Source organism: Acidithiobacillus marinus, assembly GCF_002847505.1.
GTDB classification, from domain to species: domain Bacteria; phylum Pseudomonadota; class Gammaproteobacteria; order Acidithiobacillales; family Acidithiobacillaceae; genus Acidithiobacillus; species Acidithiobacillus marinus.
This window is the reverse complement of sequence record NZ_MXAV01000001.1, coordinates 1-22,050: the sequence shown is the minus strand read 5'-3', so window position 1 is coordinate 22,050 and position 22,050 is coordinate 1. Positions and strand designations below refer to the sequence as shown.

Below are 22,050 nucleotides of genomic sequence, written 5' to 3'. Positions count from 1 at the left end.
CGTTAAGCTTTCCCCATCCCTTACTCAGGAGCAATCTTATGGATGTTCGTGCTGCCGTCGCCTATGGCGCCAATCAACCCCTGGTCATCGAAACCGTGCAACTGGACGGACCTCGTCCCGGAGAAGTACTGGTAGAAATCAAGGCGACCGGAGTGTGCCATACGGATGCTTACACCCTGTCCGGCATGGATCCTGAAGGCCTGTTCCCCACCATTCTCGGCCACGAAGGCGCGGGCGTAGTGGTCGAAGTGGGTGAGGGTGTGCGTTCCCTGAAACCGGGGGATCATGTCATTCCGCTCTATACTCCCGAGTGTCGGGAGTGTGAATATTGCCTGAGTGGCAAAACCAATTTGTGTCAGGCTATTCGTGAAACCCAGGGGAAGGGCCTGATGCCCGATGGGACCAGTCGTTTTTCCAGTCAGGGAAAGCCCCTCTATCACTACATGGGCACCAGTACCTTCGCCCAATATACCGTGCTTCCGGAAATTGCCCTGGCCAAAATCCGCGAAGACGCGCCCTTTGACAAGGTCTGTTATATCGGCTGCGGCGTTACCACCGGTATCGGCGCCGTGATTTATACCGCCAAAGTACGGCCCGGTGATAAAGTTGTGGTGTTTGGCCTGGGCGGTATTGGGCTAAACGTCGTGCAGGGTGCCCGCCTCGCCGGTGCTGACATGATTATCGGTGTGGACATCAATCCCTCCAAAAAAAATCTGGCAGAAGCCTTTGGGATGACCCATTTCGTCAATCCTCAGGAAGTCGAAGGGGACCTGGTTCCCTATCTGGTCAGCCTGACCAAGGGAGGCGCTGACTACAGCTTTGAGTGCGTCGGGAATACCACCCTGATGCGCCAGGCTCTGGAATGCTGCCACAAAGGCTGGGGGACCAGCGTGATCATCGGGGTCGCCGGCTCCGGACAGGAAATCAGTACCCGCCCTTTCCAGTTGGTCACCGGACGCAACTGGCGCGGCTCGGCTTTTGGTGGCGCCAAGGGACGCACCGACGTACCCAAAATTGTCGACTGGTACATGGAGGGCAAAATCCAGATTGATGAAATGATCACCCATACCCTGCCCCTGGAATCCATCAATACCGCTTTTGATCTGATGCATGAGGGAAAATCCATTCGTACCGTACTCACCTTCTGAGGAATACCATGCCAAGTCAGGAACTGGAACTGCTGGAATCCCATGCCTGTTTTGCCGGACGCATGGAGCGCTACCAACATGACTCCCGGCAATGTCAGGGTCCTATGCGCTTCTCGGTTTTCATCCCGGCCCACAGCGCTGACGAAACTTTGCCAGTGCTCACTTTTCTTGCAGGACTGACCTGCAACGAAGAAACCTTCATGATCAAGGCTGGGGCCCAGCGTTATGCTGCCGAACTCGGACTCATCCTGGTGGCTCCGGACACCAGTCCCCGCCATACCGGGATTGCGGGAGAAGATGACGATTGGGATTTCGGCACTGGTGCCGGTTTTTATCTGGACGCCACGGCAACTCCATGGGATGCCCATTACCGGATGTTCTCCTATGTGACGGACGAACTCCCGGCGCTGATTGCCCGGCATTTTCCAGTACAGGGCAAAGCCCAGGGTATCTGCGGACATTCCATGGGAGGGCATGGCGCTTTGGTCTGCGGCCTCAGAAAATCCGGACAATATCAATCCATTTCGGCTTTCGCCCCGGTTTCCGCCCCCAGTCAGACCCCCTGGGGACAAAAAGCCTTCAGCAGTTATCTCGGGGCGGACACCGGGCAATGGCAGGCTTATGACAGCCTGGCACTTCTGCAGGAAAAAGCGGGGCAAAGCCATCCACCTATCCTCATCGATCAGGGGCGTGCAGATCCCTTTCTGGAAGTCGAACTGAAAACCGGATATCTGGAGGCTCTCAACGATCCCCGTCTGACTTTGCGCTGGCACGATCTCTACGACCATAGCTACTTTTTTATCAGCAGCTTCATAAGCGATCATCTGGCTTTTCATGCCCGGCATCTGGGCGCGGTACGCCGATCAGATCCCCATAATGTCCGCTGAAGCACAGCCATTCCTCAGAATCATGCCCATCCGGCGCCTTTAGCCGATGGCTGAGCAACGCGGTCGCGCGCTGGGAGCAGCCATGCTGGGCATGCTGCTGGACGGTTATGATCTCAGCATCATGGCCGTTGTGCTCTTGCCCTTGAGCAGTGCCTGGCATCTGCAGGCAACGGAAACCGGTGTGCTCATGGCCATGGCCCTGCTGGGCTCTCTCATTGGCGGTTTGTTCGGTGGGTTTCTGACGGATCGCTGGGGTCGGCGTAAGCTACTTTTCCCCAATATTTTTCTCTATCTGCTGGGAGCCTTGGTCAGCGCGCTCAGTCCGGATACCGCCGCCCTGTTTGCCGGGCGCTTTATCACCGGCCTCGCCATTGGTCTGGACTACCCCCTGGTCGCCACCATTGTCGCGGAATACAGCCAGACCGCCCATCGTGGTAAACGCTTTGCCCGGGTCAATCTCGCCTGGTATCTGGGCGCCCTGCTGTCCACCATAGTGGGTTGGAGTCTGCTCTTTACCGGCCCGGACTCCTGGCGCTGGATGCTCGGCAGCGCCATCGTGCCGGCCCTGGCCCTGCTCTGGTTACGCCGGGGTTTGCCCGAATCTCCGCGTTGGCTAGTCCGTAGGGGCCAATATTCTCGGGCCGGGGAGGCCCTGGCACTGCTAAAACCGGCCTGCTCTGCAGCAGAGCGACAAACCGAACTGGACAGCTTTCAAATCCCGCCTCAATCCTGGCGGATTTTGCTCCACAAAGCCTGGATGCGCCGCCTCTTTCTCAGCATTTTTCCCTGGTTCTGTCTGGATGTCGTTGGCCTGGGCATCGGCCTCTATTTCCCCACCGTGCTGCGCGATAATGGTCTGGCCAGCAGTAATGCGACGGCTGCTGCCATCAACGCGGCAGTGCTCATCGTCTCCGCCTTGGGGATTCTCTTCATTGTTTCCCGACTGGACCGCTGGGGACGCATTCCACTGCAAAGCGCCGGTTTTGGCCTTATGTCTCTGGGCTTGGCGATATTCGCCCTCTGTTCCTGGCAGCACTGGGTCATCGGGGTATATCTGGCCGCAGCTCTCTATGCTTTTGGGATGGGGATTGGTCCCGGCGTGACCGTGTTTGCCCTGGCCGTAGAGATTTTTCCCACCGAATTACGGGCCAGTGCCGCCGGATTGGCTACCGCTTTCTCCCGCTTGGGGGCTTTTCTGTCTGCCATCCTCTTCCCGATTTTTGAGCAAAGCTGGGGGATTCCTCTCGTGTTGGTCTGCATGTCGGTCGTCGCCTTACTCGGCTTGCTCGTCACCCTGGTCTATGGCATCGAATCCCGCATGAAAAGTCTGGAAGAACTGGAAACGCTACCCGCCAAAAGCTGAGTTTACTCAAAACTCCAGGTGCGGACGATGCGCAAGGAGTTCGGCGGAGATTGCCACATGGGCGGCAAGGGCGGAAAGGGCGCGGCGGCGCGAATGAGGGTTTCTACAGCATCCACTAGCGCCAGATTACGGGCGCCTTGCAACATGGCTATTTCCATCAGACGACCGTCCGGGGCTATGGTGACGGCCACCACTACGCGCCCCTGAGGCAAGGGACCATGCCCCGCTGCAAACAGTTTTTTCTGCGCCAGGGCCATGATTCGCCCTTCCCAGTTTTTCAGATAAATATTATAGGCTGCCTGACGCTCTGCGGAGGAAACTGCCGGCGCCGCTTTACGGGTCGCGGCGGTCACCTCGGGCTGAGGATGGTTCAGACGGGGGTTCACTGGTGCGCTGATCTGTGGCCGATGAAAAGCAGGGGTCAGGGAAATTTCCACCAGCGAGTTGACGGGATTTTTTTTAACCAAAGGATTCGTCAGCCCCAGCAATAAATACAGCCAGATCAGCACGTTGACAAACAAGGAAAACAGCAGCCAGGGAAAAAGCTGATCCATGTCCTGAGCACGCAAGCGGAATATTCGACAGACTGCCGTAATGATTACGGCACTATACCAACGCAGGCGGAACCATATATCCAGAATAAATCTATCGGGGGCAACCTGGCCCACAGAGCGGGCTTGAGCAGAAGTCTTTGACGCTTTTACCCCAACCATTCCGCCGCATCCAGGGCATAGTAAGTAATGATGGCATCAGCCCCGGCCCGTTTCATGCCCAGCAGCGACTCCAGCACACTGCGCTGCAAATCCAGCCATCCGGCCCGCGCCGCAGCCTGCAACATGCTGTATTCTCCCGAAACCTGATAGGTCAACACCGGCAGATCGCAGCGTACACGCAAATCCCGGACCATATCCAGGTAGGGCATGGCCGGCTTGACCATGACCATGTCACACCCTTCGGCAATATCGAGATCCAGCTCACGAAACGCCTCGCGGCGATTGGCCGGGTCCATCTGATAGGCGCGACGATCTCCAAACTGGGGGGTGCTGTCGGCGGCATCCCGGAACGGGCCATAGAAAGCACTGGCGTATTTGACGGCATAGGACAAGATACTGACTTCAGAATGACAACCCGCATCCAGTGCCTCGCGAATGGCGCTGACCATGCCATCCACCATACCGGAAGGAGCCACTACATGGACCCCGGCTTCAGCATAGGAAAGAGCCTGACGCTGGAGGTTTTCCAGCGTCGCGTTATCATCCCGGTCACCGTCCGCGCTGAGGATGCCACAATGCCCATGATCGGTGTATTCGCAAAAACAGGCGTCGGCAATGACCAGTAGATCCGGATAGGCCGCGCGAATGGCGCGGATGGCTTTTTGTACCAGTCCGTCCTTATCCCAGGAGGCTGAACCGCCGGCATCCTTGCAAGTCTCGGCAATGACCCCGAAAAGCAGCACCCCGGAAACCCCTCTGGCTACAGCTTCCCCGCAAAGCTTTAAAGCCGAATCCACACTATGCCGGAACACCCCGGGCATGGACCCGATCTCGTTGCGGATACCCTCACCTTCCACCAGAAAAATCGGCAAAATGAAATCCGCCGGGGTGAGCTGATGTTCCTGCAACATCCCGCGCATGGCCGGATGTCGGCGCAACCGGCGTGGGGAATGGCGCAAGGACAAAGGATTTCTATTCATCGACGCTACTCCGGCTTTTGGCCCAACTTTCCAGGGCCGTCATGAGTCCTTCGGTGCTGGCCTCGGGAGCGATCCAGGGTTCCGGCAAACCAACCGCAGTAATGGCTTCTGCAGTGAGCGGGCTAATGGCTATTAAAGGCGTATTTTTTAACCAGCGTTGGCCGAGACCTCCTACCATCTGGTAGAAATTCTTGAAAATCTCAGGGCTGGTCAGAATCACCGCATCCAGTTCACCCCGCGCCCAGGCATGTAAAAGCGGGGTGGGATTGGCACCCGGCAGAGTGCGCCGGTAGCAAAGTACTTTATCGACCTGGGCACCGCGCTCCCCCAGCACCTTTTCGAGCAATTCCCGGCCCTGGTCGCCGACAAAAAGCGCCACATGGCGCTGCTGCATATCGCTCAGCTCGGCGCTATCCAGCAAGCCTTCCGAACTGAATTTTTTGGGTACCAGATCGACCTGCAGGCCGAATTCGCGCAAAGCCTTGGCGGTTTCCCGCCCTACAGCGGCTACCTGCGGACCTTGGGGCCAAGACAAATTCTGGCTCTGGAGACGGCTCAAAGCAAAAGCCACAGCATTACGGCTGGTAAAAATCACCCAGTCGAAAGTCTCCAAGCGATGCAGGGCGTCGTCCAGGGATTGCCAGTTTGTGGGGGCCTCAATTTGCACTGCCGGAAATAGAATCGGGCGCGCCCCAACTGCTTTCAGGGCGTCTACTAAATCTCCGGCCTGTTCTCTGGGCCGAGTGACTACTACCCCTTTATTCTGCAGTAATTCACTACTCATTGTGATTGAATTTCCTTGATAATTGCAGCGGCCCCCTGGGCCAGAAGCTGCTCAGCTACCGTTTGTCCCAACACCACCGGATCAGCGCCGTCGGCTTCTGCACGCAGCAAACGCGCACCGTCAGGACTAGCTACCAGGCCGCGCAGATACATGCTCTGCCCCCGCCATTCGGCCAGCGCTGCCACCGGCAAACGACAATCTCCGCCGAGTATGCGGTTCATGCTGCGCTCCGCCAATACACACTGCTGGGTCGCGGGATCTATCAGCGCCTGTAATAGTGCTCGGGTTTGTGTATCTTCCGAGCGGATTTCAATGCCCACAGCCCCCTGGCCCACTGCCGGTAGAGACTGCTCCACCGGCAGTGCCGTGCTGATCCTTGCCCCCAGCTGCAAGCGTTTCAGGCCAGCCACCGCGAGAATGATAGCTTCATATTGGCCCTCGTCGAGCTTGCGCAAGCGGGTGGCGACGTTACCGCGCAGGTCATCCACCTGCAAATGCGGATAATGTTGCAGCAGCTGCGCACGCCGCCGCAAACTGGAGCTTCCTACCCGAGCACCCGGCTTGAGTTGCTCTGGATGCACGACACTATTACTGACAAATGCATCGCGGACATCTTCCCGGGCCATGATGGCCGCAATTTCCAGGCCTTCGGGCTGTTGTGCGGGCACGTCTTTCATGGAATGTACCGCCACGTCCACGTGTTCTGCGAGCAGGGCCTCCTCAATTTCCTTGACGAAAAGCCCCTTCCCTCCCAGGGAATGGAGAGGCGCATCAAGGAGGATGTCTCCACTGGTGGTCATGCGGATAATTTCTACCTGAATACCCGGATGCGCCGCATAAAGGGCATCACGGACATGTTCGGCCTGCCAGACTGCAAGGGGGCTGGCGCGGGTACCAATTCGTATCTGCGGCATAATGGCGGGACAATCACCCTGGAACGACACAAGAAAACAGCAATTCATCACCATAACAGGGCAATTTTCCCTGTCAAGGATAAAAAGGATAAAGAAGTGCGTCCGATGCCGCAAATAACATTGAAATACTCTTTAACTACAAGATACAATCGCTGCAAATTTACCAGGAGCTCGAAAACATGCGTTATCAAATCTGGATGGCCGTAGCAATGACTGGTGCCCTGGCCCTCACGGGCTGTGCCCATAATGTCGGTAGTGGCAAGCCCAGCACCGTCGGTGCGGTAGCCCCGGCGAATTCTGCCGCCACGGCGGGATACAATGGCGAAGGCATCAATGGCCAGGAGCTCAATGCCAATGGCCCCATCGGCGGTGGTAACAGTGGCCTGACAGCCGCCGAGCTCGCCGCTCTACCGCAACACCTGCGGGTACATTTTGGCTTCAACAGCGAAAGCATGGATGCCCATGCCCAGCAGATTGCTACCCAGAATGCCCAGTTCATGGTCAATCATCCCCATGTCAAGGTGCGTCTGGAAGGCAATACCGATGACCGGGGCACCCAGGAATACAACCTCGCCCTGGGCGAACGTCGCGCCGAAACAGTCAAACAGTTTCTGGAAGCCCAGGGTGTCAATGCCGCGCGCATCAGCACCGTCAGCTTTGGTAAGGACAACCCCCTCTGCAGCAGCAACGATGCCGAGTGCTGGGCAAAAAACCGCCGCGTCGATTTTGTGTATAGTGGTGGCTACAACGGCTAAGCAGCCAAGGAGAAAATGTTGATGAAACGCTGGCAATTACTGCCTGTTCTGCCGTTATTATGTCTGAGTCCCTTTGCCCAGGCAGAATCCACGAGCGACCGGGTGCTCCAGCTTCAGCAGCAAATGGCGGTCATGCAAGGTGAGTTGAGCAGCCTCGTAGCCGTTCAGCAAGCGGACAAAGGCAGTCAAAGTGCCCTGGCCAGCCTGCTTCAACGTACCCAGCGTCTGGAACAGGAAGTTCGCAATCTGCGGGGAGAACTGGATACCAAAACCCACGCCCTGCAAAACGCGCAACAGGCCACTGCCAGCAAGGTGCAGGCGCTGGCCGCCCAGCTGGCGGTAGGCACCCCGGCTACTGGAGTCACTGCCAGCACCAGCTCGACTTCCAGCAGTCTGGTCACCCCCGGCTCTGGGATCAGCAATCCGGCAGCGGCAGTCGCCAGTGCCGCCAGTAATGCATCATCATCTACGATTCAGAGTCTGGGACAAGCCGACTATCAGCATGCCTTCAATTTCCTGCGGCAGGGAAAATATGGAGATGCCGTTACCAGCCTGCAGGGCTTCATCCAGAAATATCCCCAGAGCAGCCTGGTTCCCGATGCCTATTACTGGCTGGGACAAGCCCAGTATGTACTCGGGCAGAATGATGCGGCTCTGAAAAGTCTGTATGTACTGCCGACCCGTTTCAGCCAGAGCAGCAAAGCTCCTGAAGCCATGTTGCGTATGGCGGAAATTTATCAGGCTATTGGCAAAAAGAAGCAGGCTGTTGTAGTCCTGAACAAGATCCTCCGGCAATATCCCAGCACGCCCTCGGCACAAAAAGCCGAAGCTCAGTTGCAGGCAATGCCGTCACACTAAGGATGGACGGACGCCTCCGCATCACCGAAATATTTCACAGTCTGCAGGGGGAAACCCGCAGTGTCGGACGGCCTGCAACTTTTGTGCGCCTGACCGGCTGTCCGCTGCGCTGCCACTATTGTGATACGGCCTACGCTTTTCATGGCGGCGAATGGCAGACCCTGGATACGATCATGGCAAGCGTCCAGGCGGGAGGGAGTCATCTGGTCGTAGTGACCGGTGGCGAACCCCTCGCCCAAGCGGAGGTCTTGCCCCTGCTGACCCGGCTCTGCGATTCCGGTTACGAGGTGTTTCTGGAGACCAGCGGCGCCTTGCCCGTCGCGGCGGTCGATCCTCGGGTCGTCAAGGTTCTCGACCTGAAAACACCGGACTCCGGCGAGTCTGAGCGCAATCTTTGGGAAAACCTGCCCCATCTGAATGCTCAGGACCAGATCAAATTTGTCATTTGCAGCCGCCAGGATTACGACTGGGCCCAACAGGTCGTGCAGCGCGAAAATCTGAACCAAATATGTGAAGTGCTATTTTCTCCGGCCCAGGGAGAAATGCCCCTGCGTGATCTGGCTGACTGGATACTGGCCGACAAGCTCCCGGTACGGCTCCAGATTCAACTTCATAAACTCATTTGGGGCGATGTCCCGGGACGCTGAGTCATGCCAGAAGAAACCATCGCAAAACCCGCTATTGTCCTGCTTTCCGGAGGTCTGGATTCCGCCACGGTCATGGCTCTGATGCGTCGAGATGGATACGCCATTCACGCCATGTCCTTTGATTATGGCCAGCGCCACAAGCAGGAATTGCACTATGCCGGTCTGATAGCCCAAGCCATGGGCGTGGCCAGTCACCGTACCGTCCATATTGATCTGGGGGCATTTGGTGGTTCGGCGTTGACCGACACCCAGCTTGCCGTACCGGAAACCGGCGTGACACCGGGTATTCCCATCACCTATGTACCGGCGCGAAATACCATTTTTTTGTCCTTTGCCCTGGCTTTGGCAGAAGTATTAAGCGCCCAGGACATATTCATCGGGGTCAACAGTCAGGATTACAGCGGTTATCCTGACTGCCGCCCGGAGTTCATCAGCGCTTTTGAAAAGCTCGCAGCAGTAGCTACCCGTCTTGGAGACGAAGCGCGCGGACCACGCATTCATGCCCCCCTCCAGCATCTCAACAAAAGCGAAATCATCCAGCTGGGCACTCGCTTAGGAGTGGATTACAGCCTAACCCGCTCCTGCTATCAGCTCGATGACCAGGGACGTTCCTGCGCTGGTTTCCTGGAGGCCGGAATCGCGGATCCTACGCCTTATCAATAGGGTCATGCGGCCTGCTCGGGCTTGTGAATAGTTGCCATTTGCTCGGACAAGCAGCGCACTATCCCCGCAGTAAAAACCCAGGGATAGGCGCCACTTCAGATGGTTACCGCGACCAAGCCGGCTGGCTATCCTGACCGGCGTCACTATGGAGTATAGCCATGGTTTTGCCGTCCAGACTGACTTCTGCCAGCAACTTGCGGCCGCCGCGATGGGTGCCGTAGAGGATCATCTGGCCATTACCGGCGAAGCTCGGATGGTCGCAATTACCCTGGGCATCCAGCACACGCATGTCGCCTCCATCGGGATTCATCACCGCCAGGGCATAAACGCCATCGGTGCGATGAATGAAAGCAATGGCATTTCCTGTCGGAGAGTATGCTGGTCCGGCATTGTAACCGCCACTGTAGGACAGTCGATGAACATTGCCGCCGTTGGTATTCATGGCATAAATCTGCGGTCCGCCAGCGCGGTCCGAGACAAACACAATCTGGCTGCCATTGGGCGACCAGGTAGGCGAGGTGTTGATGGCATCATCGTTGGTCAACTGGCGGCGCTGACCGGTTCGCAAGTCAGCCACATAGAGCTCGGTGCGGCCCCCTGAAGAGCGGGCATAGGCGATTTCCTGACCATTGGGGGAAAAGGCCGGTGCACTGACAATTTCACCTCCCGGAGCAATGGCTTGCCGTTGACCGGTAGCCAGATTCTGAACATAAATGGTCGCTCTGGCATTGGCATAAGTCACATAAGCCAGGCGATGATTATTGGGTGACCAGACCGGCGAGAATACCGGCATGATGCCCCGGACAATGGGGTGAGGATTCCAGCCATCGGATTCGGCCACCAACAATTCATAGGTATTGCCCGTCTGCCGCACATAGGCAATGCGGCTGGCAAAGGGACCCGGTTTTCCGGTAAAGGCCTGATAGATGACGTCCGCCACATGATGAGCGGTCATATGCAGTTCGGCGGCAGAACAGGTAAAACGCCGTGCGGTCAATTCCTGACCGGTACTGACATTGTAAACATAGACCGTCACCGCGTAGCCGCCATTGAAGGGCTGCACCGAACCAACGGCCAAACCGGTAGCGCCCACCGCCGTCCATTGGCCTGCTTTCACATCTCTTGGCGCACGCGGATCACTGGGGTAACCAGCAGGCGCAATCACCCGGAACAGACCACTGTGGCGCAAATCATTGCGGACCACATCGGCAACGGAAGGCTGACCTGGCACCCCCGGTCCAAAAGAAGGAATGGCAATGGGCAGAGCCGAAGCTACACTTTTGGTGATTTCTACGGTGAGTGCCGCCTGGGCAGGTAACACATAAACCGAAGCCAGCAGGAACAGGGCCAAAGCCCAGAAGCGTTTAGCCATGATTGAGATCCTCCGCGTTCATTTTGAGGTTAATAGGTTGATTGAAAGTGGAATAAGCCAAACCGATAGGGGGCACAAAGGGTGCCGCCGCTTCGACAGCAGCAACTACCAAATGATCAAAGTGTGTATCCCCACTGGAGCGAACGACAATGGGGGTCCCCAACAACTGTCCTTGTGGCCCCAGGCGAATCTGGATTTCACAGGAAAGCGCAGAAGAGGACACCGGCACCCAACGCTCGGAAACCTGGGTTTTTATAGTGTTGATCAACATCCCCAACATCCGTTGATTTTCCGAAGCCTGCTGGGCGCGGGCAGCAGCCATGTTGGCTTCGGCCTGTAATTGGGCTTTCGCTTCTGCCATGCGTTGGGCTTTGGCGCGTGCTGCTGCAGCCTGGGCGGCTTGCGCGGCCAGTTGCTTTTTGAGCGCTGCTGCCCGGGCTGCTGCCGCCTGTTCGGCGGCGCGTTTTTCCTGGGCAGCCTTTTCTGCAGCGGCCTTGGCGGCAGCCTGTTTTGCGGCTTTTTCCTGGGCGGCTTTGGCGGCAGCCGCCTGGGCCTTAGCCTCCCGTTCGGCTTTTTGCCGGGCCGCCAGTTCTTCGGCGTGCTTTTCCTGGGCCTCACGGGCTGCGGCAATTTGTGCCGCTTTGGCCTCGGCCGCTTTGGCGGCAGCGGCTTTTTCAGCCGCAATCTGGGCAGCGCTGGGTGGCGGTGGTGTAACCGGTTTCGGAGTCGGCTGGGGAATGGGTTTAGGAACCGGTTTCGGCGCAGGCTTAGGAGCTGGTTGCGGGATGGGCGCAGGGGCAGGCACCGGCGCAGGCATGGCCGCCGGAGGCATCTCGCTACTCAACTGGGCCTGCATGGGATGATTGCCGCTACTCGCCGGCAACTGCACATGAAAAGTCCAGAACAGGGCAAAAAGTATGCCGGCATTGAGGAGGACCGCCAGCACCAAGGGCCATGGGGAGCGACGCTCTTTCAATGGCTCTCCGGGCGGGTCAGCAGACCGACATGAGAAATACCGGCCTGCTGCAGCCGTGCCATTACCGCCATCACTTTACCGTAATCCACATGGGCATCACCACCCACCAGTACCTGCACCTGACCATGGGTTGTGCTGGATATCCGCCGCACATCCGCAGCCAGGTCGTCTAGCGCCACAGAACCATGACTATCCTTGAACTGTACTGAGATCGTTCCTTGTCGGGTCACCGAAATCAGTACCGGAGGCACCTTGTCGGATACCGGCTTGGTCACCCCCTTGGGGAGATTGACGTTCACCCCCTGAGTCAACAAGGGCGCCGAGAGCATAAAAATCACCAGCAGCACTAAAGTCACGTCGATATAGGGGACGACGTTCATTTCCGCCATCAAACGCCTTCTTTTCATGACTTGGTCTCAGGTACCTGACGATGCAGGATGTTGGTAAATTCATCCATGAACACCTCAAACTGGGCATCGAGCTTGTCCAGCTTGTGAATATAGCGGTTATACGCAGCGGTGGCCGGAATGGCGGCAAAAAGGCCGGCCGCCGTGGCAATGAGGGCTTCAGCCACCGGCGGGGCCACTGTCGCCAGCGTCGCCTGTCCGGCGGCACCAATATGCATGAAAGCGGTCATGATGCCCCAGACTGTTCCCAGCAGGCCCACGAAAGGACTGACGGAGGATACGGAAGCTAGAAAAGCCAGACGGTTCTCCAGACGCCCCACCTCACGCATTTGTGCCACCCGCATGGCCCGCCGTGCTGCGTCCAAGGCATCACTGGGACGAATTTTGCCGCGTTGGCGCTGAAATTCTTCATAGCCTGCACAGAAAATACTACCCGCTCCGGTTTCCAGATTGGTGTCCCCCGATACATGCTGATAAATCTGGCTCATTTCCCCGCCACTCCAGAAGCGTTTTTCAAAACGGGCGAGGGCCTTGAAAGCACTGGCAAATACTGCCCACTTTTCAAAAATGATAGTCCAGGAAGCGATGGAAGCGATGACCAACAGTACCAGAATGATCTGCACGACGGGACTGGCGTTGAGGACCAGATGGCCCACGGAAAGAGAAGCTGCGGGATGGGTGACGTTTTGAGGATCCATAAAATCTCACGGGTGAACACAAAGGGGGAATGCCTGCAGCAATTCTGCAGGAATGACATGGGGACGAAAGGTCTTGGCTTCGAGACAGACGACTTCTACGGTGCCACTACACAAATGCTGTTGTTTTGTCGAAATATGCTGTTGAAAGTTCATGCGTACCGGGGTCTTGCGAGTGATGATGGATTTTATCTGAAGCAAGTCATTAAACCGAGCCGGGGCGCGAAAATCGAGCTGTGCGCGGCGCACCACAAAGAGAATTCCGGGATCCTGCTCCAGCTCATCCAGTTCATAGCCCTTTTCGCGCAGCATTTCAGTGCGCGCGCGCTCCATGAAACGTAAATAATTGGCATGATACACCACCCCGCCGTGGTCCGTATCTTCATAATATACGCGCACCTGAAAGAGGCTTTCGCAAACATCACGCACCATCAAACAGACTCCCGCCATCCTTGGGCACCGGCAACCCCAAAGCCAGATAGCTGAGTTCGGTGGCACAGCGGCCACGGGGGGTGCGAATCAGATATCCGCGCTGAATCAGGAAGGGTTCCAGCACATCTTCAATGGTCCCGCGCTCTTCGCCAATGGCTGCGGCCAGACTCTCGACCCCCACCGGCCCCCCCGCGAAACGGCCAACGACGGCTTGCAGGAGCTTGCGATCCTGGCCGTCAAAACCATGCTGATCCACTTCCATCAGGGTCAGGGCGGCTTCTGCGGTACTTTGATCAATTTCACCGTTGCCGCGCACCTGGGCAAAATCCCGTACCCGGCGCAGCAGGCGATTGGCAATACGCGGGGTCCCCCGGGCACGTCGGGCAATTTCCTGGGCTCCCCGCAGGTCTTGGGTCGTACCGAGAATGCTGGCCGAACGGGTCACAATCTGGGTCAATTCGACATCACTGTAAAATTCCAGATGAAAACTGATACCAAAGCGGTCACGCAAAGGCGAGGTCAGCAAACCAGCGCGGGTGGTGGCACCAATCAGGGTGAAGGGTGGCAGACTGATTTTGATGGAACGGGCCGCCGGCCCCTCGCCAATCAGAATATCCAGTTCGTAATCTTCCAGGGCCGGATAGAGAATTTCTTCGACCACCGGGCTGAGGCGGTGGATTTCATCCACAAACAACACATCATGGGGCTGCAGATTGGTCAAAATGGCGGCCAGATCCCCCGGCTTGTCGAGGACTGGTCCTGAGGTAACTTTCAGGCCAGCGCCCATTTCCTGGGCAATAATATGAGCCAAGGTCGTTTTGCCCAGCCCCGGCGGGCCGAAGAGCAGGACGTGATCCAGGGCTTCCTGACGGCCCTTGGCGGCATCAATATACAGGCTGAGGGATTCCCGCAAGCGCGCCTGGCCGATGTACTCCGCCAGCAGCCGTGGTCGCAAAGCGCGATCCACTGCATCGGTATGGGTTTCCTCGGGGTTGAGCGGGCCTCTGTCCATCATGGGGGTGTGACCATCGGAATGCTGGCGGGTTCCATAAAAATCAATGGCGTGAAAGCTGTTGCAAGGCCTGGCGAATCAGATCCTCAAGGCCCAATCCTTCGCCCAGACCGGCAATCGCCTGACTGGCCTGTGCAGGCTTATAACCCAAAGTCAGCAGTGCGGCAACGGCTTCCTGGCGGGGATCTCCCGGCACTGCTTTACCCATGGGCAAAACGCTGCTTCCACCCATTTTATCGCGCAGCTCCACCACCAGCCGCTCCGCCGTTTTCGGGCCGATGCCGGGAATGGCGGTGAGCTGGGCGATATTCCCTTCTGCCACCGCCTGACCGAGTTTTTCGGCGGGCAATCCCGAGAGGCAAGCCAGTGCCACCTTGCCACCGATACCGTTGACACGAATCAACAGACGAAAAGCGTCGCGCTCGGCCTCGGTCATGAACCCATAGAGCAGGTGGGCATCTTCGCGGATGGTCAGATGGGTGTGTATCAGGACCGTTTCCCCCGCATTCGCCATCTGATAGAAACTCGACAGGGGCATTTCCAGTTCATAGCCAACGCCCTGAACCTCCAGCCACAGCCAGGGGGGGCGTTTCTGGAGGATGATTCCGCGTAATGAGGTGATCATGGCCGCCCTCTGCGCAGCAACAGGACATCAGACATGGCCTGCGACCTGCCAGCGCTGGCGGGTGCGGGCATGATGAGCATGACAAATGGCACAGGCCAGGGCATCTGCGGCATCAGCCTGGGGATTTTTGTCAAGATGGAGGAGCCAGCGCACCATGCTCTGGACTTGTTCCTTGTCGGCATGCCCGGCGCCCACCGAGGCTTTTTTGATCTGCAAGGCGGTATATTCTTCCACCGGCAGGGCTGCTTCCAGCAATGCCACCAGGGCCGCCCCCCGGGCCTGCCCGAGTTTCAGTGCAGAATCGGCATTGCGGGCCATGAACACCTGCTCGATAGCCGCTGTATCAGGTCGGTATTCAGCCAACACCTGGCTGAGCTCCCGATAGATGGCACCGATACGCTCCAGGAAAGGGCGCCCGGCCACATTCAGGCAACCGTGCGCCACATGCTGCAACTCTCCCCGCGCATCGGACTCGATAATGCCGTAGCCGGTGCGCAAAGACCCTGGATCAATGCCGATAATGCGCAAGAGTCTGGCCAACCGGGCTAAGCGGGAGCAGGGGCGGGAGCGCATACAACAGATTGTCCGCGCGCATGACCATGGGCCTCAGGATGCCGCTTCCAGGCGGGCCATTTCTGCCTCGCTGATTTCATAATTGGCGTACACATTTTGCACATCATCGTTTTCTTCGAGGAAATCAATGAGACGCAACAGTTTTTCCGCTTCTTCTCCGCTGACTTCAATGGTGTTTTCCGGAATCATGGTCAATTCGCTTTCTTCCGGCTGCAAACCGGCAGCTTCCAGTGCCAGCACCACACTGTGCAGGTCGGTGGCGGCCGTATAAACAACTATGCGCTCGCCTTCATTGACTACATCTTCGGCGCCTGCCTCCAGAGCCGCTTCGAGAATCTTGTCTTCGTCGGCATCGCCCGGAAAAACAATCAATCCCAGCTTTTTGAACTGGTAGGCAACGGAACCTGCAGTTCCCATGTTACCGCCCCGCTTGGAGAAAATGTGGCGGATTTCGGCGACCGTACGCACCTTGTTATCGGTCATGGTCTCGATGAGAATGGCGACGCCACCGGGGCCATAACCTTCATAGGTCACTTCCTCGTAATCCACTCCTTCCAGCTCACCCGTGCCCCGCTTGACCGCGCGCTCAATGGTGTCTTTGGTCATGTTCGCGCCGTAGGCCTTATCCAGCGCCAGGCGCAGCCGGGAATTGCTGCCCGGATCGCCGCCACCGGCGCGGGCCGCCACGGTAATTTCGCGAATCAGACGAGTGAATATCTTGCCGCGTTTGGCATCTTTGAGCGCCTTCTTGAATTTGATGGTGGACCATTTACTATGTCCGGACATAACCCACTCCTTGCTTCTGTAACTGACTTATTCTGGTGAAATAACCGCCATGATAGCGCAAAGGTGAGGAGGACGTCATGCCTGCTTTATCTGTTCTCGGGGTGATAGCCCCCTTCCTTGAGCCCCTCAAGGTGAAACTCAATAGCCTTTTGAATGCGCTCAAGAACGGAGGTGTTTTGTTTGTGGCGGCTAATGATCAGGTTGGACGACTCGCTATCTAATCCGGCACATAGCCAGCTTCGCGCTGATGCCGGATGGCAAGGACAAGAACGGCGTCCTGATCCAGCTCATAGCTGTATAACGCAACGTAACCAGACTTGCCACGGGAAATGACGAGTTCTCTCAGATCCTGCTCTGCAGGGCGTCCGATCAGAGGGTGGTTTTCAAGGACCTGCATGGCTTCGATGATAAGTCCGACCGTTTCCAAAGCAGCGGTTGAGTCAGTCTGGACGAGAAAATCAGTGAGTCGGTCAAGATCAGCCAGGGCTGGTGCTGCGTAGATTACGCGCGCCAAGACTTGGCCTTTGGCTTGGAGACGGGCTTGCCTTGCGCGTGGGCTCGCAGATAAGCATGAACATCCTCGGCCGGGTATCCCTGGCCAGATTTTATCGCTTCTTCTCTCGAAGCGATTGCGGCAGCAACAAACCGCGCCCTCCTTTCGGCATTTGTGGCTGCGGCTCGGATGGCATCAACCATGAATGCGTGCGGGGTAACGTCTTGCTGCTTCGCGGCAGCAACAACAAGTTGCTTTACATCCTCAGGGATTTTCAATGAGGTCGTAGACATGGCCAAGCCCTCTCGTGCAGTGTTACTATAGTAACACCTCTGTCACAGTCAGGACAACGTAGCCATCTGTGTCACCCAACGCCCGAAATCAGCGACGCCGGCCCGCGTAGCGGGTTGACGGTCGGCATCAAAGTTTCAGCGGGAGTCATAGGCTATGAAACGGCTAACGCAAAGCTAAGCCGACCACTGGAGCGTAGCGGAATCGGGTCGGCTTGAGCGCCTCGTTAGGGTTAGAAGGCAATTTCTGCCTCCATGAACGTTACGGCACTTCCGGACAGTACCACTCTGTTTGTTTTTACCTCGCATGTGACGTTGCCGCCACGCTTGGAAACCTGCCTGGCGGACAGAGTATTTTTGCCAAGTTTTCCAGCCCAGTACGGTGCAAGTTTGCAATGGGCGGCGCCAGTGACGGGATCTTCAGGAATGCCGATCTTGGGGGCAAAGAAACGACTGACAAAATCCACATCAGTACCTGGCGCGGTAACGATAACACCGCGCAAATCGAGCTGGCTGAGCAGGGCCTGGTTTGGTGAGATGGCGCGAACGGTTGCTTCACTATCGAACACGGCCAAGTAGTCGTCGTCAGCCAATACCTCTAGAGGGCGCACGCCAAGGCCTTGAACTAATGTTTCGGAAATTTCGCAGGCGGTTAACTTGTAAGCAGGGAAATCCATTTGCAAGAGATTTCCCTGCTTTTTTACGAATAGATCACCGCTACGCGTTTCAAATGTAATGACTGATTCCGTGAAGCCCAGAGATTCAAAGATTACGTGAGCCGTTGCCAACGTGGCATGGCCACAGAGATCAACCTCTTTGACCGGGGTAAACCATCTAAGACTAAACCCCTTTGCGCTGGGCACGAAGAATGCGGTCTCCGACAAGTTGTTTTCTTCTGCGATGGCTTGAAGCAAGTCATCATCCAGCCAGTTCTCCATGGGGCACACTGCCGCCGGATTTCCCTCGAATGCTCGGGTTGTAAAGGCATCTACTTGGTATTGTTTAATTTTCATGTTCGGTAGCATGCGATGAAAAACCTAACGTTCGCCATAAACGGCAGCCAAAAGTGGCGCGACAAAGGGGTGGCGAGTTTCGCTGTCAACGGTCATGGCGTTGTTAGGCATCCTGCTTGAATTCCAGCCACTTGTCTAACTTGGCTTTCGCCAAGCCGATGCAGAGCCCTTTCGTTCGGGTATTGGCTCGAGCATTTTTTTGCCTTTAGTCGAAGAAACACATTCTTCATTATGTTTTCGCTCTTTATACCTGATATGTCCCGCGCGATGCTATTTGTAATTTCGTCATGCGTCTCCATGTATTTCATTACCAACTCTCACCAAGAGTATGCGGTGCGACGTCTGAGGCCTGTTCCACAGAAAGGCGCTTGTCACAACCAGGGAATGAGCACCGGCCAGCTGCATTTGACCAAAGTAGTTTTATTGATTTCTCGGTAATGGGCATATTTTTGATGGCGGACGCGACTCGTGTAGACCTAACGTCGAAGCTCAGGGACGCGCCACTTGCGGCGCGTCACGCTGGAGCGCCTCATTAGGCATAGATTCGACAACAGTCATTTCTTCAAGCAACGTTTCAGGGGCAATGTCCTGCTCGTGTGGCCAAGTCACAGCACCAAAAAGAATACCGACTTGCCTGAAGTAGTGCTGATCTCGAAGTTCACGAAACACGCCTCGATCAAGATAGGGCTTCAAATCGAAAATGCCGCGACGCCCATCGGCAATCTCAACATAAATACGATAATCCGACAAAGGAACTACTGTTCTGACATCCCAATACATTCTGCACCTCACAGCGGGGAAATTTTGTAAGGAGTTTCGCCGTTTGCGGCCAATTCCCAATCGGCCGTCAATTCGCCATCTTCTATGCTGATGGAAGCCTCGAATTCAGCATATCTCGCATGGATGTGCGGTATGTTGTGGTGCTTGTTGTCGATCAGATACAAACGGATGATGATTCCGTAGAACATTGAAATGATTGGCATCGCGCACGATCTCCGATGAGAGTGTCTAGCGTGACAGAGTTGAGTGGCGTTCCGCAAATATGAACTTGTCGCCTGGCACTTTGTGTGCGCGGAACGCCCGTTCCATCGAACGGTTCGACACGAGAGGTCGACGCCCGTCCAGCGTCAAAACTGGAAATTCAGCTAGCAGTCCATCATGGCTCATGGGACAGTGCCTCTTCAATGTAATTCCTCGCGAAGCGTCTGCTTTCGCTGTTATTTTGCAGCTTATCATTTTTCCCCGCCCTTCATAACGCCCCGGAATACATGCTATGGAGTTCTCTTTGAAGGCGGGGAAAACGCGGTGACGAGCTATGATCGAATCTGGTGTACAGGCAGATTACAGCTGACTTGAGTAAGGTTGCTCTTCGTCATGGTCCCGGCGCGGGGATGGGAAACTCGGACAGATAGAGCGTCGCAGCTTCCTGGAGGTTGGCGATAGCCTCCTCGACAGTTTCACCTTGCGTGGTGGTACCAGTTTCTGGATTTAAAGCAACGTATCCGCCCTCTTCGGCGGGAGTAAGTACGGCGGTTAGTTCCATGCGTTGCCTCCAGTGGAGATAAGGGTAGTTGTAACTCAATCCGGGAAGTGATACCCAACGGTTGAATTCACCGGCCTTGCGCGGCTTTATGCGCAAGGCCTATGGTGGAATGATGGGTTGAGCGCGAGTTTAGCCGCCAACTCTCCAGCACTACGCCGCATGACTGCCACGGTGAGTACTGTGCTTTAACAGGCTTTCGGCCGGGATCGCGAATGTCTCGTGCAGCCCTTCAATCATACGGAGAGTCAGCGGCCGTTTCCGAGCCAATATTTCATAGACCCGATTCTTGCGACCAATGACCGGAACAAGGTCGTCAACGGTAAGACCCTGCTGCTCCATTCGGAACTTGATGGCTTCGACCGGATCGGGGAAATCCATTGGATAGTGATCCCGTTCGTAGGCCTCCACGAGCGTGACGAGCACATCCAGCCGATCTCCTTCAGGCGAGCCACCCGCAGCGGCCATGAGGCCTTCAATTTCCTTGAGAGTTGCCTCGTAGTCAGTTTCTGTTTTGATGGGACGAATTTCCATAGGCCACCTCAGATTGTTTGAGCATCAATTTCGTCATACTGCTTGTGTGTCCTGATGAATCGGATGTACACGACGCGGTAAGCGTAGTTGATCCATACCACCAGTCGATACTTGTTCCCGGCGATGTTAAAAACGACGCGGCCATCGCGCAGGATACTGGCGCTGGAAAATTCCGCTTTTACCTCATTGGGAGTAGACCAGTCAGCCTTCAGGGCCTCTCGGTACCAGGCCATTCCGGGGTCGATGGAATCAGCATAGGAAGGCGAGCTTTCCCAGAATTTTCTCAGCGTTGACAAAGCGATGATGCGCATGAACGAATCATAGTCCCGTATCGGGACTCACGCAACCTCAACGATGTGCGGGCTCTTTGCTTTTGACGGCTAACGTAGAGCTAACCGGCGGGCGAAATGCTCAGCATTTTGACCGTCCGAGTTGAGCGCCGTGTTAGGGCTTTCGTCGCGCGTACTCAACATTCTCTGTTAGCGGTTCGCATTTTCAGATATCGACTTAAGTGCACTCACACCATGCCACAGTGCGTCATGGATCGCTTTCCTCATTGTCCCTGGCAAGAGCCATGCGAGCGGACCTGTGAACGTCTCTTCCGTATAGACATGCGTGACGCCTCCCGCGCCTTGAAACTCCCATTTGTGTACTGCTTTGATTCCTATAGTTTCGCCAATCCAGGCAATACGACGATTTTCAGATACATCAGTAATTTTTGAATGTATCGTCATGCCGCTGGTTTTCCAAACGAATTCTGTTCCAGGTTCAACTGGGCCATGTATATGCATCTCTTCAATGTCCGAATTCCACTGCCCCCAATTTGCGATATCAGTTTGTAACTTCCAGACTGTTTCCACTGGTGCATTGATGTCAATCTCTACCGAAGCCCACACTGGTGCGCTTGTGTCCCTCAAAAAAGAAGAATCGCAATTACAACAACAACTACAGTCATAACTAACTTCCACATCACATTATCCTTTCGATTTAACTGAACGCCCTAACGTTTAAAATGACCAATCAAAAAGCCGCCTGCGGGTTTTTGATTGGTCTCCCTTGGTTTGTTAGAGTTGATCATCTGTAACATCTAATACTTCTCTAATCGAAATCGAAGCTAAGTACATTGTAAAAGCCGAGAAACCAGATATGCCAACAGTGGCTATAAAAATGGCACCAAGGTTTATTGCAGATGTGTTCTCTGTTAAAAACCAAATTGAAATAGCTCCAATTGAACAGAAGACAGAAATGAAGATGCCAACAAAAACTCTATCGGTAATTCTATGATAGTCATTCCACTCATAAAGTCTTTTGTTCTTTTCCAATGGTACTCGAATACTTTTGCCATATTTAAAAACTAGGCTTGTAAACAGTAAAGGTAATGTTGGCAGAAATTTCCATATTTCATTATTTGTTTGGAATTGCGTACCTACCAAAGTAAGCCACTCTGGTTTATATTGCATTACAGCATAAATAATTAGCAAAATTGCAAATTCTGGAGAAATAAAGATCGCTCTTAAAATATCAATAATTCTACTCACAACTTAATGCCTCATATGCCGTTCGGCTTTGATCTTTTCAAAAATAGCAAAG

General features: G+C 55.6%; 31 protein-coding genes. 8 read left to right on the top strand and 23 right to left on the bottom strand.

The genetic code is table 11. The features are described from left to right. Window positions 1-38: 38 nt before the first annotated feature. Genes B1757_RS00155 through B1757_RS00145 form a run of 3 tightly spaced genes read left to right on the top strand, consistent with a single transcriptional unit; the run spans window position 39 to window position 3,398 of the window. A complete protein-coding gene (locus B1757_RS00155; protein WP_101536394.1) occupies window positions 39-1,148 on the top strand; it encodes an S-(hydroxymethyl)glutathione dehydrogenase/class III alcohol dehydrogenase in 1,110 nt (369 codons plus the stop codon). Window positions 1,149-1,156: 8 nt separating this feature from the next. Beyond that, a complete protein-coding gene (gene fghA, locus B1757_RS00150; protein WP_101536393.1) occupies window positions 1,157-2,035 on the top strand; it encodes an S-formylglutathione hydrolase in 879 nt (292 codons plus the stop codon). Window positions 2,036-2,081: 46 nt separating this feature from the next. Continuing rightward, on the top strand, window positions 2,082-3,398 hold the full coding sequence (locus B1757_RS00145; RefSeq protein WP_101536392.1) for an MFS transporter: 1,317 nt from the start codon (window positions 2,082-2,084) through the stop codon (window positions 3,396-3,398). Window positions 3,399-3,400: 2 nt separating this feature from the next. On the opposite strand, the gene B1757_RS00140 is transcribed toward B1757_RS00145, so the two are convergent. From B1757_RS00140 to hemC, 4 genes are read right to left on the bottom strand one after another with little or no spacing between them, the layout of a single operon-like run. Beyond that, window positions 3,401-4,111, bottom strand: coding sequence for a TonB family protein (locus B1757_RS00140; protein WP_101536391.1), 711 nt, complete (start codon window positions 4,109-4,111; stop codon window positions 3,401-3,403). Beyond that, a complete protein-coding gene (hemB, locus tag B1757_RS00135) occupies window positions 4,099-5,091 on the bottom strand; it encodes a porphobilinogen synthase (RefSeq protein WP_101536390.1) in 993 nt (330 codons plus the stop codon). Before hemB ends, B1757_RS00140 begins: the two co-directional genes overlap by 13 nt. After that, complete coding sequence (locus B1757_RS00130; protein ID WP_101536389.1) at window positions 5,084-5,875, bottom strand: uroporphyrinogen-III synthase; 792 nt, start codon at window positions 5,873-5,875, stop codon at window positions 5,084-5,086. The genes hemB and B1757_RS00130 overlap by 8 nt, the downstream gene beginning before the upstream one ends. After that, window positions 5,872-6,789 carry a hydroxymethylbilane synthase gene (gene hemC, locus B1757_RS00125; protein WP_101536404.1) on the bottom strand — a complete coding sequence of 306 codons (918 nt, stop codon included), beginning with the start codon at window positions 6,787-6,789 and terminating at the stop codon, window positions 5,872-5,874. Before hemC ends, B1757_RS00130 begins: the two co-directional genes overlap by 4 nt. Before the next feature lie 179 nt (window positions 6,790-6,968). Between hemC and pal the strand changes: the two genes are divergently transcribed. The 4 genes from pal to queC are packed head-to-tail and all read left to right on the top strand — an operon-like array spanning window position 6,969 to window position 9,712. Continuing rightward, a complete protein-coding gene (gene pal, locus B1757_RS00120; RefSeq protein WP_101536388.1) occupies window positions 6,969-7,544 on the top strand; it encodes a peptidoglycan-associated lipoprotein Pal in 576 nt (191 codons plus the stop codon). A 21-nt stretch (window positions 7,545-7,565) separates the two neighbouring features. Beyond that, window positions 7,566-8,402 (top strand): tol-pal system protein YbgF, encoded by an 837-nt coding sequence (gene ybgF, locus B1757_RS00115; protein ID WP_101536387.1) that lies wholly within the window; start codon window positions 7,566-7,568, stop codon window positions 8,400-8,402. Between the two features lie 2 nt (window positions 8,403-8,404). Beyond that, a complete protein-coding gene (queE, locus tag B1757_RS00110) occupies window positions 8,405-9,049 on the top strand; it encodes a 7-carboxy-7-deazaguanine synthase QueE (protein ID WP_101536386.1) in 645 nt (214 codons plus the stop codon). Between the two features lie 3 nt (window positions 9,050-9,052). Next, window positions 9,053-9,712, top strand: coding sequence for a 7-cyano-7-deazaguanine synthase QueC (gene queC, locus B1757_RS00105; RefSeq protein ID WP_101536385.1), 660 nt, complete (start codon window positions 9,053-9,055; stop codon window positions 9,710-9,712). 103 nt (window positions 9,713-9,815) lie between these two features. Here the strand turns inward: queC and tolB are convergent, their stop codons facing one another. From tolB to B1757_RS00060, 9 genes are all read right to left on the bottom strand, one after another. After that, entirely contained in the window at window positions 9,816-11,084 is a 1,269-nt protein-coding gene (gene tolB, locus B1757_RS00100; RefSeq protein WP_101536384.1) for a Tol-Pal system beta propeller repeat protein TolB, read from the bottom strand. Then, window positions 11,077-12,060, bottom strand: a complete 984-nt coding sequence (tolA, locus tag B1757_RS00095) for a cell envelope integrity protein TolA (RefSeq protein ID WP_101536383.1) — start codon at window positions 12,058-12,060, stop codon at window positions 11,077-11,079. The genes tolB and tolA overlap by 8 nt, the downstream gene beginning before the upstream one ends. Next, window positions 12,057-12,467 carry a protein TolR gene (gene tolR, locus B1757_RS00090; protein ID WP_101536382.1) on the bottom strand — a complete coding sequence of 137 codons (411 nt, stop codon included), beginning with the start codon at window positions 12,465-12,467 and terminating at the stop codon, window positions 12,057-12,059. The genes tolA and tolR overlap by 4 nt, the downstream gene beginning before the upstream one ends. Beyond that, the gene (tolQ, locus tag B1757_RS00085) at window positions 12,464-13,165 is read right to left on the bottom strand and encodes a protein TolQ (protein ID WP_101536381.1); all 702 of its coding nucleotides are present in this window, start codon (window positions 13,163-13,165) and stop codon (window positions 12,464-12,466) included. Before tolQ ends, tolR begins: the two co-directional genes overlap by 4 nt. A gap of 6 nt (window positions 13,166-13,171) precedes the next feature. Further along, window positions 13,172-13,594 carry a tol-pal system-associated acyl-CoA thioesterase gene (gene ybgC, locus B1757_RS00080; protein ID WP_101536380.1) on the bottom strand — a complete coding sequence of 141 codons (423 nt, stop codon included), beginning with the start codon at window positions 13,592-13,594 and terminating at the stop codon, window positions 13,172-13,174. After that, window positions 13,584-14,609: a Holliday junction branch migration DNA helicase RuvB gene (ruvB, locus tag B1757_RS00075; protein ID WP_172437544.1), complete on the bottom strand. Its 1,026-nt coding sequence runs from the start codon at window positions 14,607-14,609 to the stop codon at window positions 13,584-13,586. Before ruvB ends, ybgC begins: the two co-directional genes overlap by 11 nt. Before the next feature lie 40 nt (window positions 14,610-14,649). Next, complete coding sequence (ruvA, locus tag B1757_RS00070; RefSeq protein WP_101536379.1) at window positions 14,650-15,231, bottom strand: Holliday junction branch migration protein RuvA; 582 nt, start codon at window positions 15,229-15,231, stop codon at window positions 14,650-14,652. A gap of 27 nt (window positions 15,232-15,258) precedes the next feature. Next, window positions 15,259-15,759, bottom strand: a complete 501-nt coding sequence (gene ruvC, locus B1757_RS00065; protein WP_101536402.1) for a crossover junction endodeoxyribonuclease RuvC — start codon at window positions 15,757-15,759, stop codon at window positions 15,259-15,261. Between the two features lie 78 nt (window positions 15,760-15,837). Beyond that, window positions 15,838-16,590, bottom strand: coding sequence for a YebC/PmpR family DNA-binding transcriptional regulator (locus B1757_RS00060; protein WP_101536378.1), 753 nt, complete (start codon window positions 16,588-16,590; stop codon window positions 15,838-15,840). A gap of 77 nt (window positions 16,591-16,667) precedes the next feature. On the opposite strand from B1757_RS00060, the gene B1757_RS15275 reads away from it, so the two are divergent. Next, entirely contained in the window at window positions 16,668-16,811 is a 144-nt protein-coding gene (locus B1757_RS15275; protein ID WP_172437543.1) for a hypothetical protein, read from the top strand. Here B1757_RS15275 and B1757_RS00055 read toward each other — a convergent pair. The 10 genes from B1757_RS00055 to B1757_RS14950 form a co-directional block, all read right to left on the bottom strand. Continuing rightward, on the bottom strand, window positions 16,808-17,104 hold the full coding sequence (locus B1757_RS00055; protein ID WP_101536377.1) for a type II toxin-antitoxin system RelE/ParE family toxin: 297 nt from the start codon (window positions 17,102-17,104) through the stop codon (window positions 16,808-16,810). The two genes, B1757_RS15275 and B1757_RS00055, sit on opposite strands and share 4 nt — an antisense overlap. Then, window positions 17,092-17,376 (bottom strand): CopG family ribbon-helix-helix protein, encoded by a 285-nt coding sequence (locus B1757_RS00050; RefSeq protein ID WP_101536376.1) that lies wholly within the window; start codon window positions 17,374-17,376, stop codon window positions 17,092-17,094. Before B1757_RS00050 ends, B1757_RS00055 begins: the two co-directional genes overlap by 13 nt. 230 nt (window positions 17,377-17,606) lie before the next feature. Further along, on the bottom strand, window positions 17,607-18,386 hold the full coding sequence (locus B1757_RS00045) for a PhzF family phenazine biosynthesis protein (protein ID WP_101536401.1): 780 nt from the start codon (window positions 18,384-18,386) through the stop codon (window positions 17,607-17,609). A 489-nt stretch (window positions 18,387-18,875) separates the two neighbouring features. Further along, entirely contained in the window at window positions 18,876-19,166 is a 291-nt protein-coding gene (locus B1757_RS00030) for a DUF2442 domain-containing protein (RefSeq protein WP_101536374.1), read from the bottom strand. 8 nt (window positions 19,167-19,174) lie between these two features. Next, on the bottom strand, window positions 19,175-19,369 hold the full coding sequence (locus tag B1757_RS00025; protein WP_101536373.1) for a DUF4160 domain-containing protein: 195 nt from the start codon (window positions 19,367-19,369) through the stop codon (window positions 19,175-19,177). A gap of 389 nt (window positions 19,370-19,758) precedes the next feature. Next, window positions 19,759-19,929, bottom strand: coding sequence for a HicB family protein (locus B1757_RS00020; protein ID WP_101536372.1), 171 nt, complete (start codon window positions 19,927-19,929; stop codon window positions 19,759-19,761). Between the two features lie 150 nt (window positions 19,930-20,079). After that, complete coding sequence (locus B1757_RS00015) at window positions 20,080-20,460, bottom strand: helix-turn-helix domain-containing protein (RefSeq protein ID WP_101536371.1); 381 nt, start codon at window positions 20,458-20,460, stop codon at window positions 20,080-20,082. A gap of 8 nt (window positions 20,461-20,468) precedes the next feature. After that, window positions 20,469-20,771, bottom strand: a complete 303-nt coding sequence (locus tag B1757_RS00010) for a type II toxin-antitoxin system HigB family toxin (protein ID WP_101536370.1) — start codon at window positions 20,769-20,771, stop codon at window positions 20,469-20,471. 168 nt (window positions 20,772-20,939) lie between these two features. Continuing rightward, the gene (locus B1757_RS00005; RefSeq protein ID WP_101536369.1) at window positions 20,940-21,428 is read right to left on the bottom strand and encodes an SRPBCC family protein; all 489 of its coding nucleotides are present in this window, start codon (window positions 21,426-21,428) and stop codon (window positions 20,940-20,942) included. 96 nt (window positions 21,429-21,524) lie between these two features. After that, a complete protein-coding gene (locus tag B1757_RS14950; protein WP_143484182.1) occupies window positions 21,525-21,998 on the bottom strand; it encodes a hypothetical protein in 474 nt (157 codons plus the stop codon). Window positions 21,999-22,050 lie beyond the last annotated feature (52 nt).

What these genes read in the sequence shown, in the direction of transcription:
- B1757_RS00020 (WP_101536372.1), bottom strand. Translation starts at nt 19,929, where the DNA reads ATGGAACTAACCGCCGTACTTACTCCCGCCGAAGAGGGCGGATACGTT.
- tolR (WP_101536382.1), bottom strand. Translation starts at nt 12,467, where the DNA reads ATGAAAAGAAGGCGTTTGATGGCGGAAATGAACGTCGTCCCCTATATC.
- B1757_RS00145 (WP_101536392.1), top strand. Translation starts at nt 2,082, where the DNA reads ATGGCTGAGCAACGCGGTCGCGCGCTGGGAGCAGCCATGCTGGGCATG.
- hemC (WP_101536404.1), bottom strand. Translation starts at nt 6,789, where the DNA reads ATGCCGCAGATACGAATTGGTACCCGCGCCAGCCCCCTTGCAGTCTGG.
- B1757_RS00155 (WP_101536394.1), top strand. Translation starts at nt 39, where the DNA reads ATGGATGTTCGTGCTGCCGTCGCCTATGGCGCCAATCAACCCCTGGTC.
- B1757_RS00060 (WP_101536378.1), bottom strand. Translation starts at nt 16,590, where the DNA reads ATGTCCGGACATAGTAAATGGTCCACCATCAAATTCAAGAAGGCGCTC.
- tolQ (WP_101536381.1), bottom strand. Translation starts at nt 13,165, where the DNA reads ATGGATCCTCAAAACGTCACCCATCCCGCAGCTTCTCTTTCCGTGGGC.
- B1757_RS00050 (WP_101536376.1), bottom strand. Translation starts at nt 17,376, where the DNA reads ATGTCTACGACCTCATTGAAAATCCCTGAGGATGTAAAGCAACTTGTT.
- B1757_RS00130 (WP_101536389.1), bottom strand. Translation starts at nt 5,875, where the DNA reads ATGAGTAGTGAATTACTGCAGAATAAAGGGGTAGTAGTCACTCGGCCC.
- B1757_RS15275 (WP_172437543.1), top strand. Translation starts at nt 16,668, where the DNA reads ATGCCTGCTTTATCTGTTCTCGGGGTGATAGCCCCCTTCCTTGAGCCC.
- ybgC (WP_101536380.1), bottom strand. Translation starts at nt 13,594, where the DNA reads ATGGTGCGTGATGTTTGCGAAAGCCTCTTTCAGGTGCGCGTATATTAT.
- queE (WP_101536386.1), top strand. Translation starts at nt 8,405, where the DNA reads ATGGACGGACGCCTCCGCATCACCGAAATATTTCACAGTCTGCAGGGG.
- B1757_RS00140 (WP_101536391.1), bottom strand. Translation starts at nt 4,111, where the DNA reads ATGGTTGGGGTAAAAGCGTCAAAGACTTCTGCTCAAGCCCGCTCTGTG.
- B1757_RS00025 (WP_101536373.1), bottom strand. Translation starts at nt 19,369, where the DNA reads ATGCCAATCATTTCAATGTTCTACGGAATCATCATCCGTTTGTATCTG.
- B1757_RS00045 (WP_101536401.1), bottom strand. Translation starts at nt 18,386, where the DNA reads ATGAAAATTAAACAATACCAAGTAGATGCCTTTACAACCCGAGCATTC.
- B1757_RS00015 (WP_101536371.1), bottom strand. Translation starts at nt 20,460, where the DNA reads ATGGAAATTCGTCCCATCAAAACAGAAACTGACTACGAGGCAACTCTC.
- ybgF (WP_101536387.1), top strand. Translation starts at nt 7,566, where the DNA reads ATGAAACGCTGGCAATTACTGCCTGTTCTGCCGTTATTATGTCTGAGT.
- B1757_RS00010 (WP_101536370.1), bottom strand. Translation starts at nt 20,771, where the DNA reads ATGCGCATCATCGCTTTGTCAACGCTGAGAAAATTCTGGGAAAGCTCG.
- fghA (WP_101536393.1), top strand. Translation starts at nt 1,157, where the DNA reads ATGCCAAGTCAGGAACTGGAACTGCTGGAATCCCATGCCTGTTTTGCC.
- tolB (WP_101536384.1), bottom strand. Translation starts at nt 11,084, where the DNA reads ATGGCTAAACGCTTCTGGGCTTTGGCCCTGTTCCTGCTGGCTTCGGTT.
- pal (WP_101536388.1), top strand. Translation starts at nt 6,969, where the DNA reads ATGCGTTATCAAATCTGGATGGCCGTAGCAATGACTGGTGCCCTGGCC.
- queC (WP_101536385.1), top strand. Translation starts at nt 9,053, where the DNA reads ATGCCAGAAGAAACCATCGCAAAACCCGCTATTGTCCTGCTTTCCGGA.
- B1757_RS00030 (WP_101536374.1), bottom strand. Translation starts at nt 19,166, where the DNA reads ATGTATTGGGATGTCAGAACAGTAGTTCCTTTGTCGGATTATCGTATT.
- ruvA (WP_101536379.1), bottom strand. Translation starts at nt 15,231, where the DNA reads ATGATCACCTCATTACGCGGAATCATCCTCCAGAAACGCCCCCCCTGG.
- ruvB (WP_172437544.1), bottom strand. Translation starts at nt 14,609, where the DNA reads ATGATGGACAGAGGCCCGCTCAACCCCGAGGAAACCCATACCGATGCA.
- hemB (WP_101536390.1), bottom strand. Translation starts at nt 5,091, where the DNA reads ATGAATAGAAATCCTTTGTCCTTGCGCCATTCCCCACGCCGGTTGCGC.